At 62.5% G+C, this 10989-nt stretch carries 10 protein-coding genes; 5 read left to right on the plus strand and 5 right to left on the minus strand.

All coding sequences use genetic code 11. The annotated features are described in order from the left end of the window. Nucleotides 1-44 precede the first annotated feature (44 nt). Nucleotides 45-632, minus strand: a complete 588-nt coding sequence (locus tag HX830_RS23765) for a fasciclin domain-containing protein (protein ID WP_177102974.1) — start codon at nt 630-632, stop codon at nt 45-47. Between the two features lie 221 nt (nt 633-853). On the opposite strand from HX830_RS23765, the gene HX830_RS23770 reads away from it, so the two are divergent. Further along, nucleotides 854-1396, plus strand: coding sequence for a DUF2780 domain-containing protein (locus HX830_RS23770; RefSeq protein WP_177102976.1), 543 nt, complete (start codon nt 854-856; stop codon nt 1394-1396). Nucleotides 1397-1466: 70 nt separating this feature from the next. On the opposite strand, the gene HX830_RS23775 is transcribed toward HX830_RS23770, so the two are convergent. Further along, nucleotides 1467-2372 carry an acyltransferase gene (locus tag HX830_RS23775; protein ID WP_177102978.1) on the minus strand — a complete coding sequence of 302 codons (906 nt, stop codon included), beginning with the start codon at nt 2370-2372 and terminating at the stop codon, nt 1467-1469. Nucleotides 2373-2568: 196 nt separating this feature from the next. Here HX830_RS23775 and rloA2 point away from each other — a divergent pair, with 196 nt between their 5' ends. From rloA2 to creD, 4 genes are all read left to right on the plus strand, one after another. Further along, nucleotides 2569-3069: a retropepsin-like aspartic peptidase RloA2 gene (rloA2, locus tag HX830_RS23780; RefSeq protein WP_177102980.1), complete on the plus strand. Its 501-nt coding sequence runs from the start codon at nt 2569-2571 to the stop codon at nt 3067-3069. 58 nt (nt 3070-3127) lie between these two features. Then, nucleotides 3128-3808 carry a two-component system response regulator CreB gene (gene creB / locus HX830_RS23785; protein ID WP_103499639.1) on the plus strand — a complete coding sequence of 227 codons (681 nt, stop codon included), beginning with the start codon at nt 3128-3130 and terminating at the stop codon, nt 3806-3808. After that, complete coding sequence (creC, locus tag HX830_RS23790; RefSeq protein ID WP_103499638.1) at nt 3808-5229, plus strand: two-component system sensor histidine kinase CreC; 1422 nt, start codon at nt 3808-3810, stop codon at nt 5227-5229. The genes creB and creC overlap by 1 nt, the downstream gene beginning before the upstream one ends. Before the next feature lie 92 nt (nt 5230-5321). Next, on the plus strand, nt 5322-6695 hold the full coding sequence (gene creD / locus HX830_RS23795) for a cell envelope integrity protein CreD (protein WP_152741089.1): 1374 nt from the start codon (nt 5322-5324) through the stop codon (nt 6693-6695). Nucleotides 6696-6876: 181 nt separating this feature from the next. Here the strand turns inward: creD and HX830_RS23800 are convergent, their stop codons facing one another. The 3 genes from HX830_RS23800 to HX830_RS23810 form a co-directional block, all read right to left on the minus strand. Continuing rightward, on the minus strand, nt 6877-7062 hold the full coding sequence (locus HX830_RS23800; RefSeq protein ID WP_177102982.1) for a hypothetical protein: 186 nt from the start codon (nt 7060-7062) through the stop codon (nt 6877-6879). Next, complete coding sequence (locus tag HX830_RS23805) at nt 7059-8177, minus strand: PepSY-associated TM helix domain-containing protein (protein WP_177102984.1); 1119 nt, start codon at nt 8175-8177, stop codon at nt 7059-7061. The genes HX830_RS23800 and HX830_RS23805 overlap by 4 nt, the downstream gene beginning before the upstream one ends. A 212-nt stretch (nt 8178-8389) precedes the next feature. After that, nucleotides 8390-10795, minus strand: coding sequence for a TonB-dependent siderophore receptor (locus HX830_RS23810; protein WP_177102986.1), 2406 nt, complete (start codon nt 10793-10795; stop codon nt 8390-8392). Nucleotides 10796-10989 lie beyond the last annotated feature (194 nt).

Below are 10989 nucleotides of genomic sequence, written 5' to 3' on the forward strand. Positions count from 1 at the left end.
CCCGCAAGCGGGCTCCTACAGGTAGAGTGGCGGTGTGGCGAGTCTCAGCTTTTGGGCTGCAGCACCTTGTCGATCACCTGGATCACGCCGTTGGATTGCATCACGTCGTAGGTGGTGATGTCGGCGGTGGTGCCTTTCTCATCCTTGATCACGATGTTGTGCGGGCCGTTCATCATCGCCCACAACTTGCCACCGGCGACGGTGGTCAGCTCGGTCTTGCCGCCGCCGGCCTTGATGCGCTTGCTCAGTTCGGCCATGTCGAGTTTCCCGGCCACCACGTGGTAGGTGAGGATATGGGTCAGGGTGCCTTTGTTTTCCGGCTTGAGCAGGGTGTCGACGGTGCCGGCGGGCAGGGCGGCGAAGGCGGAGTTGACCGGGGCGAAGACGGTGAACGGGCCCTGGCCCTTGAGGGTCGGCACCAGTCCGGCGGCCTTCACGGCGGCGACGAGGGTGGTGTGGTCGGCGGAATTGACCGCGTTGTCGACGATGTCCTTGCTCGGCAGCATGCTTTGTCCGCCGACCATCACACTGTCGTGGTCCATGCTCATGCTCGCCGCCTGGGCCAGGCCAGCGGACAACGCGAGGGTCAACAAGCTGGTAATCAGGGGCGCTTTGATCGAAGTGCATTTCATGATGGGGAATCCTTGTCGGTATGAAGTCGGCCAGGAAGTTCTGTCCGTGCTTGATATACGCAAGGGGGCGGGGATCGGATGCAGGGACCGCTGAATTTTTTATGGGGACGGTAGGAGGATTCGGCGCGTGCGGAACAAGTCCGGTTTTTTTGACTCCAACGGCAAGTGTTCGGCGCCTGTCCCTGCTGGCGGGTGGTATTGATGACTTTCGAGGTATTGCAATGAAGATTCCACGCGGTGTTGTACTGGCTTCGCTCCTGGCATTCGCCGCTACCCCGGTGTTTGCGGCGTTCAGCCTGAACGATGCGGCCAATGCGGTCTCGTCCATGCAAGGGGGGCAGGGCGGCAATGCGGCGGCCCCGGCTGGCGGTCTGCTCAGCGCCCTGGGTTCGCAATTGCATGTCACCCCGGAACAGGCGGTGGGTGGTACCGGTGCGATGCTGGGCTTGGCGAAGAACAAACTCAGTGGCAACGATTATTCGCAGTTGAGCAAAAGTGTACCGGGCCTCGACCAGCTCTCGGGCGCGGGTGCTTTGTCCGGCCTGGGCGGTTTGCTCGGCCAGTCGGGTAACTCGTCGGCGGTGGGCAGCGCGCTGGGCAATGTGCAGAACACCGGTGACCTGAACAAGGCCTTCGGTGCCCTGGGCATGGACAGCGGCATGGTCGGCCAGTTTGCTCCGGTGATCCTGCAATACCTGGGACAGCAGGGTGTCGGTGGTCCGCTGCTCAAGAGCCTGGGTGGTATCTGGGGCGCCGGTAGCTGATCAGGCATCGGGCTCGCATAAAAACGCATCGCACGGTTCAAGCCGCGCGATGCGTTTTTTTATGGGCTGATCAAACGGACCGTTCTGTCGACGCGCTCTCGCTGCGCAGCGCCGCGATACGCTGGTCCTTCTCGCTCCAGAGCTGGTTGACCCAGTCCTGGATCTGCTGGCGAAACAGCGGGTCGTTCTCGTAGTCGCCTTGCCACAGATCTGCGGTCAATTCGCGGGTCTGGAAGTCGATGATGACCTTGGGCAGGTTGCCGCTGATCAAATCCCAGAACCCCGGAATCCGCTCTTGTGGATAAACCACGGTGACATCGAGGATCGCGTCCAGTTGTTCGCCCATGGCCGCCAGCACGAAGGCCACGCCGCCGGCCTTGGGCTTGAGCAGATGGGTAAAGGGCGAGTCCTGCTCCTGGCGTTTGGCCGGGCTGAAGCGGGTGCCTTCGAGGTAGTTGACCACGGTCACCGGCTGGCGCTTGAACAGCTCGCAGGCGGCCTGGGTGATTTCCAGGTCATGGCCCTTGAGTTCCGGGTGCTTGTCGAGAAAGGCCTTGGAGTAGCGCTTCATGAACGGATAGTCCAGCGCCCACCAGGCCAGGCCCAGGAACGGCACCCAGATCAGCTCTTTCTTGAGGAAGAACTTGAAGAACGGCGTGTGCCGGTTGAGGGTCTGGATCAGCGCCGGGATATCGACCCAGGACTGATGGTTGCAGACCACCAGGTACGAGGTGTCGCGGCGCAGGCCTTCGGCACCGCGAATATCCCAGCGGGTGGGGATGCACAGGGCGAAGATCAGCTTGTCGATCTCGGCCCAGGTTTCGGCGATCCACATCACCGCCGCGCTGGCGTAGTCGCGAAAACGACCGGGCAGCAGCAGCTTGAGCAGGGCGAAGAGCATCAGCGGGCCGAACAGTACCAGCGTGTTGAGCAAAAGCAGGAACGTGACGAAACTGCCGGTGAGCAGGCGGCGCATACAGGGACTCTTTCAAAACGTGAGGGCGCGCCATGATAAAGGCGGGCGCGGGCAGACGCCAAATTGCCCGGGCGACAAATGTTTCACGGGATGTCGGATAGGTTGATAGTGGTCTGTCAGATTTGTTCATGAACCAACGCGCGAACAGCGGTCTAAAATGGCGCCCCTTGTGCGTCCACCCAAAGGTACAGCCGAAGTGAAATCCATTCTTGCCCTGTTGTCCCTCCTGGCCCTGCCGGTCATGGCGGCCGAACCGACCCTCTACGGGCGCTACGAATATATCCAGCTGCCGGAAATCGGCCAGACCTTCAAGGCCAAGATGGACACCGGTGCGTTGACCGCCTCGCTGTCGGCCAAGGACATCGAGCTGTTCAAGCGCAACGGCGAGGACTGGGTGCGTTTCCGCCTGGGCACGGCCGATGCCGACGGCAAGGTCTACGAGCACAAGGTCGCGCGCATCAGCAAGATCAAGACCCGTACCGAGGAAGACGAAGACGGCGAAGCCAGCGACGCGAGCAAGCGCCCGGTGGTGGAACTGGATATGTGCCTGGGTAACGTCAAGCGTAGCGTGGAGGTCAACCTGACCAACCGCAGCGGCTTCAACTACCCGCTGCTGATCGGCGCCAAGGCCCTGCGCGAATTCGGCGCGGCGGTGAACCCGGCGCGGCGTTATACCGCCGACCAACCCCACTGCTGATTGACGGGGCGGCACGCGTCCGGCACCGTTGCGCGATCAACACCAGTGCTCGGACGCCATGCCCCATATCCTGATTGTCGAAGACGAAGCGGCGATTGCCGATACCCTGATCTACGCCCTGCAGGGTGAAGGGTTCACCACCACCTGGCTGAACCTCGGCGGCGCGGCGGTCGAGCACCAGCGCACGACGCCGGCCGACCTGCTGATCCTCGATATCGGCCTGCCGGATATCAGCGGTTTCGAGGTGTGCAAGCAGCTGCGGCGCTTTACCGAAGTGCCGGTGATGTTTCTCAGCGCCCGCGATGGTGAGATCGACCGCGTGGTGGGCCTGGAAATCGGTGCCGACGATTATGTGGTCAAGCCCTTCAGCCCACGGGAAGTCGCGGCGCGGGTGCGGGCGATCCTCAAGCGTGTGGTGCCCCCGGCGCTGTCGGCGGTTTCCAGTGAACGCTTCCTGGTCGATCACGAACGGGTACAGATCAGCTATCGCGGCCAGCCCTTGAACCTGACCCGTCACGAATTCCGCCTGCTCGCCAGCCTGCTGGAGCAACCCGAACGGGTCTTCAGCCGCGAGCAATTGCTCGATGCGCTGGGCGTGGCGGCGGACGCCGGCTACGAGCGCAATATCGACAGCCATATCAAGAGCCTGCGAGCCAAGCTGCGGGCGGTGGCTGGCGATGCCGAACCGATCCAGACCCATCGCGGCCTGGGCTACAGCTACAGTCCGGGGAACAGCTGATGCCGTTGGGGATCCGGATTTTCCTGGTGTACTTCCTTTTCGTCGGCCTGACCGGCTATTTCGTGCTGAACACGGTGATGAAGGAAATCCGCCCCGGCGTGCGTCAGTCCACCGAAGAAACCCTGGTGGACACCGCCAACCTGCTGGCGGAAATCCTCCATGACGATGTGAAGAACGGCACCCTCAGCCAGAGTCGCCTGCCGCAGGCACTCAAGGCCTACGGCCAGCGCAAGCCGGCGGCGACCATCTGGGGCCTGGAGAAGAATCAGGTCAACCACCGGATCTATGTGACCGACGCCCGTGGCATCGTCTTGCTCGATTCCGCCGAGCAGGCGGTGGGGCAGGACTATTCGAACTGGAACGATGTCTACCTGACCCTGCGCGGCGAGTATGGCGCCCGCTCGACCCGCACGGTGGACGGCGATCCGAACTCCTCGGTGATGCACGTCGGCGCGCCGATCACCGACAACGGCCAGATCATTGGCGTGGTCACGGTGGCCAAGCCCAATAGTTCGTTGCAGCCTTATGTGGATCGCACCGAGCACCGCCTGCTGATGTACGGCGCCGGGCTGATCGGCCTGGGCCTGTTGTTCGGCGCGCTGTTGTCCTGGTGGCTGAGCGCGGCGTTGCGGCGCCTGACCGCTTACGCCCAGGCGGTCAGCGAAGGTCAAAAGGCCGAGCTGCCACGCTATCGCGGCGGCGAGATGGCGCAGTTGGCCAATGCCGTGGAGCATATGCGCACGCAGTTGGAGGGTAAGGCCTATGTCGAGCGTTACGTGCACACCCTGACCCACGAACTGAAAAGCCCGTTGGCGGCGATTCGTGGGGCGGCGGAGCTGTTGCAGGGCGAGATGCCGGAAGCCCAGCGCGAGCGTTTTGTCGGCAATATCGACAGTGAAAGCGCGCGGATGCAGCGGTTGATCGAGCGGTTGCTGAACCTGGCACTGGTGGAGCAGCGTCAGGTATTGGAGGAGCAGGTCGAGATCCCCTTGGGGAGCCTGGTGGATGAAGTCTTGCAGGCCCAGGCCGCGCGGATCGAACGCGGACGCTTGCAGGTGCAGCAGTCGATTGCACCGGACCTGAAGGTATTCGGCGAACCCTTCCTACTGCGTCAGGCCATCGGCAATCTGTTGGACAATGCCCTGGACTTTACGCCGCCGGAAGGGCTTGTGCACTTCAAGGCCGAACGCCAGGGCCGGCAGCTGTGCTTGACGCTGTTCAACCAGGCCGAGGCGATTCCCGAGTATGCCCTGCCGAGATTGAGCGAACGCTTCTACTCCCTTCCACGGCCAGGTAGCGGCCGCAAAAGCACCGGGCTGGGGCTGAACTTTGTCGAGGAAGTGATGAAGCTGCACGGCGGCGAACTGCACATCGGCAATGTGCCCGGCGGGGTCGAGGTCGGCCTGAGCTTTCCCGGATAAACACCGCATCTCCACACAGTCTCCACATTCGTCCCATCAAGCCCCCACACAGGCTGCGCAGACTCTCCCCCATACCAACAGGGAGAGAACCCATGAACCGCGGTCTGGCTATAAAACTCGGGGCGATTGCCCTACTGATGCTGTTGTTGCTGGTCCCGTTGATGATGATCGACGGGGTGATCAGCGAACGTCAGCGCTTGCGCGACGGTGTCCTGGAAGATATCGCACGCAGTTCCAGCTACAGCCAGCAATTGAATGGTCCGCTGTTGGTGGTGCCGTATCGCCAGACCGTTCGCGAATGGAAGACCGATGCCAAGGGCGAGCGCTACCAGCAAAGCAGCGAAGTCAGCGGGCGCCTGTACTTCTTGCCGGAGCGTTTTGAGCTCGATGGCAAGGTTCAGACCGAACTGCGCTCGCGGGGCATTTACGAGGCGCGGCTGTTTCATGCCAATAACCAGATCAGCGGTAACTTCGTGCTGCCGTTGCAATTGGGTATCACCGAGGACTTTGCCGATTACCGCTTCGACGAGCCGTACCTGGCGGTGGGCATCAGCGATATCCGTGGCATCGAAAACGCCCTGACCTTGCAGGTGGGCAGCCAGAACCTGGAGTTCCGGCCCGGGACCCAGGTCAGTTGGCTGGGTGACGGTGTGCATGTGAACTTGCCGCGGGTCGATGGCCGCGAAGAGCAGCGCCTCGATTTTTCCTTCGACCTGGTGCTACAAGGCACCGGTCAGTTGCAGGTGCTGCCGGTGGGCAAGACCAGCAGCATCCATCTGAGTGCCGATTGGCCGCACCCGAGCTTTATCGGCAACTACCTGCCGGTCAAACGGGAAGTCACCGACCAGGGGTTCAGCGCCCAGTGGCAGACCTCGTTCTTCTCCACCAATCTGCGTGAAGCCTTGAACAACTGCCTGGCGACCAGCGACTGCGATGGCTTCAAGGCCCGCAGCTTCGGCGTGAGTTTTATCGAACCGGTGGACCAGTACCTCAAGTCCGACCGGGCGATCAAATATGCGCTGCTGTTTATCGCCCTGACCTTTGCCGGCTTCTTCCTCTTCGAAGTGCTCAAGCGCCTGGCGGTGCATCCGGTCCAGTACGCCCTGGTCGGCGTGGCGTTGGCTTTCTTTTATCTGCTGTTGCTGTCGCTGTCGGAGCACCTTGGGTTTGGCCTGGCTTATCTGTTGTCGGCTGGGGCCTGTGTGGCGTTGATCGGCTTCTATGTCTGCCATGTCTTGCGCAGCCTGACCCATGGCCTGGGTTTCGGCATCGGCCTGGCCGCGTTGTATGGTTTGCTCTATGGGCTGCTGAGCGCCGAGGACTATGCGTTGCTGATGGGCTCGCTGCTGCTGTTCTGTCTGCTCGGAGTGTTTATGGTGCTGACCCGCAAACTCGACTGGTACGGGATTGGCCAGGGCAAGCCTGCCGAGGCGCTGAACTTTGATAGGGGAGCTGCCCATGAGTAGGTCGCTGGGGTTACGCGAGGATCAGCAATGGGGCGCGGAGCTGGCCCGTCTGTTGGCTAGTCAGTCAAGACCAAGCACGGTCCCTGTAGGAGCCGAGCTTGCTCGCGATAGGGCCCGTGAGACCACTGAAAGCTTTACAGGCAGGTCACGTGGCGCTCTGTCTTGAAAGCCTCTCCGGCGGTTATCCATGGCGACGGCCGAACAGCCCGCGCAGGGAAATAGCCGCCGGAATCCCCAGCCCCACCCAGCTCAGCGCATCCCAGGCGCCGTCGCCCAACAGCGCGGCGAACAGGCCGGCCGCGCTGAGCAGGGCGATCAACACGGGAATGCCGAAGACCTTCCAGAAATTCGAAGCGCGCGGTTTCATCGTGCGCCCTCGGTTTTCAGGCTAGTCCGTCGGCGTACCCACCACAGGTACACGCCGCTGCCGAGCACGATAATGGTCAAGCCATCCAGCACCGCCCAGAGCACCTTCATCGGCAGGCCGCCGTAGTCACCGAAATGCAGCGGTTGCGACATGCCCATGGCGTCCATGTACCAGGGGCGTTGGCCGACGGCGGTGACTTGCAGGGTGGCGGCATCGATCAGCACCGGGGTCAGCAGGTGCGAGGTGAGGTGGGTGCTGCCTTTCATAAAGACGGCGTAGTGGTGTTCGCTGGAAAAGCGCGTGCCGGGGAAGGCGATAAAGTCCGGGCGCATACCGGGGGCGGCCTCGGCGGCGATCTCCAGCAGGCGCGTGGCCGGGGCGAGCTCGGTCAGCGGCGGGGCGTCGCGGTACGGCGCGACCATGGCGCCGAGGGTGTCGGTGCGCCAGGCGGCGATCAGCAGGTCGGCACAGGCGCTGATCACCCCGGTGATGCCCACCACCAGGCACCAGGTCAGGGTGACGATGCCGATCAGGTTGTGCAGGTCGAGCCAGCGCAGGCGGGTGGATTTATCGCGGCGCACGCTGGCGAACTTCAGCCGGCGCATGAACGGCAGGTAGAGCACCACGCCGGAGATGATCGCCAGCACGAACAGCACGCCCATAAAGGCCAGCAGCAGTTTGCCGGGGAGCCCGGCGAACATATCCACGTGCAGGCGCAGCATGACCATCATCAGCCCGCCATTGGCCGAGGGCAGTTCCACGGTCTGGCCGTTGCGGGCGTCGAGCATGAAGGTGTGGGAGGCGTTGGGTTCGGTGCCGGCGGTTTTCGCCATGATCGTGGTCACGCCTTCGGGCTCGTCCTCGTCCCAGCCGAAATACTGCATGACCTCGCCCGGACGATGGGCCTCGGCGGCGCGGACCAGTTGCTGCAGGTCCAGGCGCGGGGTGTCGGCGGGCAGCGTTGGCAGTGCGGCGGCGTCGCCCAGCAGGTGGTCGATCTCGTGGTGGAAGATCAACGGCAGGCCGGTCAGTGCCAGCGACAGCAGGAACAGCGTGCAGATCAGGCTGGTCCAGGTGTGGACAAAGGACCAGCGGCGGATGGTTTGGCTTTTCATGGCATTTCCAAATGCAAAAGGGCCACTCGGTGGCCCAACGCAGGTCAATCAGCTGGCGGGGTCAGCTATGTGGCGAGTGGGCTTGCCCACGCTGGGGTGCGAAGCGCCCCCAAAACCTGTAATCGCGGTGTGTCTGACACAATCGGGATTACGGTTTTACGACTGCTTCGCAGCCGAGCGCGGGCAAGCCCGCTCGCCACAGAGTTAGCGGGTCACCACTTGTAGTTCACGGCGGCGACCACGCTGCGCTGGTCTCCGTAGTAGCACCAGGTGCCGTCGCAGGTGGAGAGGTAGTCCTTGTTGAACAGGTTCTTCGCGTTGACTTCCACCGACGCACCGGCCAGGGAACTGCTCAGGCGACCCAGGTCGTAATGCACCGCAGCGTCATAGACGGTGTAGGCGCTGACGTGACCATTGGGAGTGTTGGCCGTGTTGCCGAAGGTATCGCCGACATAACGCACGCCACCGCCGACACCGAAGCCATCGAGGAAGCCGGTGCGCCAGGTGTAGTCGCTCCAGAGGGACGCCTGGTTACGCGGTACCAGTTGCAGGCGGTTGCCCTGGTCGTCGCCCTTGAGGATTTCCGAGTCGGTGTAGGTGTAGGCCGCGATCAGCTTGAGGTTCTTGGTCACGTCGGACGTGGCTTCCAGCTCCAGGCCACGGACCTTGGTTTCGCCGATCTGGCTGGTGATGCCACGGTCGCTGACCGAGACGTTTTTCTGGCGAAGGTCGAAGACGGCCGCCGTGAGCAGGGTCTTGCTGCCTGGCGGTTGGTACTTCACACCGGCTTCGTACTGATGGCCTTGAGTCGGTTTGAAGGACTGGGTTGCGCTGGCGTTGGCGCCCGCGGATGGCTGGAACGACTCGGTATAGGAAATGTACGGAGCGATCCCGGAGTCGAACACATAGCTCAGGCCGGCGTTGCCGCTGAAGGCGCTGTCGCGCTGGGTGTGGGTGGCGTTGTTATTGTTGAAGAAGGTGGTGCCGGTGTGAATCCAGTCCTCACGACCGCCGAGGGTCAGGCGCCACTTGTCCAACGCGACCTGGTCCTGGGCATACAGGCCGGTCTGGTTGGTTTTCTGGTTGTAGTTGTAGAAGGTGTTGTAAGCGATATTGGAGAAGTTTTGCCCGTAGATCGGGTTGTTCACGTTGCTGTCAGGCGCGTTGCCTTCCTGCCATTTGTAGCGGGTATCGGTGCGCTGATGGTCCAGCCCCAGCAGGACGGTGTGGCTAAGGGCAGCGGTCTGGAAGTCGGCCTGGAAGTGGTTGTCCAGTGCGATCTGGCTGATGTTTTCGTCGACCTTGTCGACCAGACGGGTCAGGGTGCCGTCCGGCGCGACGACATCGCCGAAGGAGGCGTAGGCCTGACGGAAATTCAGCTCGCTCTTGGTGTAGCGCAGGTTCTGTTTGAACTGCCAGACATCGTTGAAACGGTGATCGAAGGCGTAACCCAGGGCGTAGTAAGTGCGGTCGTAGTAGTCCGAATCCGGATCGCCGAGGTTTTTGCTGTGTGAAATCGGCCCGGCCGCCGAAGGCAGCTTGGTGCCTTGCAGGGGCAGGAACTGGCCGCTGATGCCGGTATCGTCGCGGGTGAATGCGGACAGGAAGGTCAGGTGCGTATCGTCGTCGACATTCCAGGTCAGGCTGGGTGCGATGTTGTAGCGCTTGTCGCTGACATCGTCGATGGGCGTGTTGCCGTCACGGATGACCCCGTCGATGCGATAGAGGAAGCGGCCGTCGTCGTCGATTTTGCCGGTGCTGTCGAAACTGATCTGTTTGCGGTTATTACTGCCTGTTTCGGCACGGACTTCGTGGCTGCTCTCGGCCTCGGGGCGACGGCTGACCATGTCGAGCATGCCGCCCGGCGGGGTTTGACCATAGACCGAAGAGGCCGGGCCACGCAGGACGGCAATACGTTCCAGGTCCCAGGTTTCGAGTTTCGGGTTGGCGTAGGAACCTTTGGGCAGTGGCAGGCCATCAAGGAACTGGGTCGGTTCGAAGCCACGGATCCGCAACCAGTCGGCGCGCGAATCGCTGCCGTAGCTGCTGGCGATCACGCCGGGGGTGTAGCGCAGGGCGTCGTCGAGGTTCTGGACGCCACGGTCTTCCATCTGTTCACGGGTAATGACCGAAATCGAGCGCGGTGCCTCGACAATCGGCGTATCGGTCTTGGTGCCGGCGGCGGTGCGGGTGGCGGTATAGCCTTCGACCGGGCCCCAGGCGCTTTCAGCAATGCCCTGGCCGGTGATATTGGTTTCCGGCAAGGCCACGACGCCGCTCGGGATCGCGATCAGAGTGTAGGTCCCGGCGCTGCTTTGGATCAATTGCAGACCGGTACCGCCAAGAGCGGTGTGCAGGGCGGTGATGGCGTCGAACTGGCCTTTGACCGGTGCCGAGGTTTTGCCCGAGGCCAGCGCCGGGTCGAGGCTCAGGGCCAGGCCCGCCTGGCTGGCGATCTGGCTCAGGGTCGAACCCAGCGGTCCGGCCGGCAGGTTGTAGGCATGAACGCTGGAAGTCTGTTCGGCCGCCATCAGCGTCGGGCTGAGCAACGGGGTGCCAAGGGCGATGGCGGCGGCGAGGAGACTGGGGCGCAGCAAGGTGTCGAGCGGGCGGGACATAGGGCGGGTTCCTGAATGGAAATGTTTCTCAATGCCTATGGGCCGAGCGAAATTCGGAAAGTGATAGGGTTGATTGAAAATAATTTAGATTCACATCGGTGGTGGGGGCGAACACCGACCTTGTAGGAGCCGGCTTGCTGGCGATGAGGCCCTTGAGTCCTGCGGTGTATTCGCGGACGCCATCGCCAGCAAGC

The organism is Pseudomonas gingeri (genome assembly GCF_013385425.1).
In the GTDB taxonomy this organism is placed as follows: Bacteria; Pseudomonadota; Gammaproteobacteria; order Pseudomonadales; family Pseudomonadaceae; genus Aquipseudomonas; species Aquipseudomonas gingeri_D.

Bases quoted from the DNA above. Each gene is read 5' to 3' on its own strand.
- HX830_RS23765 (WP_177102974.1), bottom strand. From the start codon at position 632: ATGAAATGCACTTCGATCAAAGCGCCCCTGATTACCAGCTTGTTGACC.
- HX830_RS23770 (WP_177102976.1), top strand. From the start codon at position 854: ATGAAGATTCCACGCGGTGTTGTACTGGCTTCGCTCCTGGCATTCGCC.
- HX830_RS23775 (WP_177102978.1), bottom strand. From the start codon at position 2,372: ATGCGCCGCCTGCTCACCGGCAGTTTCGTCACGTTCCTGCTTTTGCTC.
- creB (WP_103499639.1), top strand. From the start codon at position 3,128: ATGCCCCATATCCTGATTGTCGAAGACGAAGCGGCGATTGCCGATACC.
- creC (WP_103499638.1), top strand. From the start codon at position 3,808: ATGCCGTTGGGGATCCGGATTTTCCTGGTGTACTTCCTTTTCGTCGGC.
- creD (WP_152741089.1), top strand. From the start codon at position 5,322: ATGAACCGCGGTCTGGCTATAAAACTCGGGGCGATTGCCCTACTGATG.
- HX830_RS23800 (WP_177102982.1), bottom strand. From the start codon at position 7,062: ATGAAACCGCGCGCTTCGAATTTCTGGAAGGTCTTCGGCATTCCCGTG.
- HX830_RS23805 (WP_177102984.1), bottom strand. From the start codon at position 8,177: ATGAAAAGCCAAACCATCCGCCGCTGGTCCTTTGTCCACACCTGGACC.
- HX830_RS23810 (WP_177102986.1), bottom strand. From the start codon at position 10,795: ATGTCCCGCCCGCTCGACACCTTGCTGCGCCCCAGTCTCCTCGCCGCC.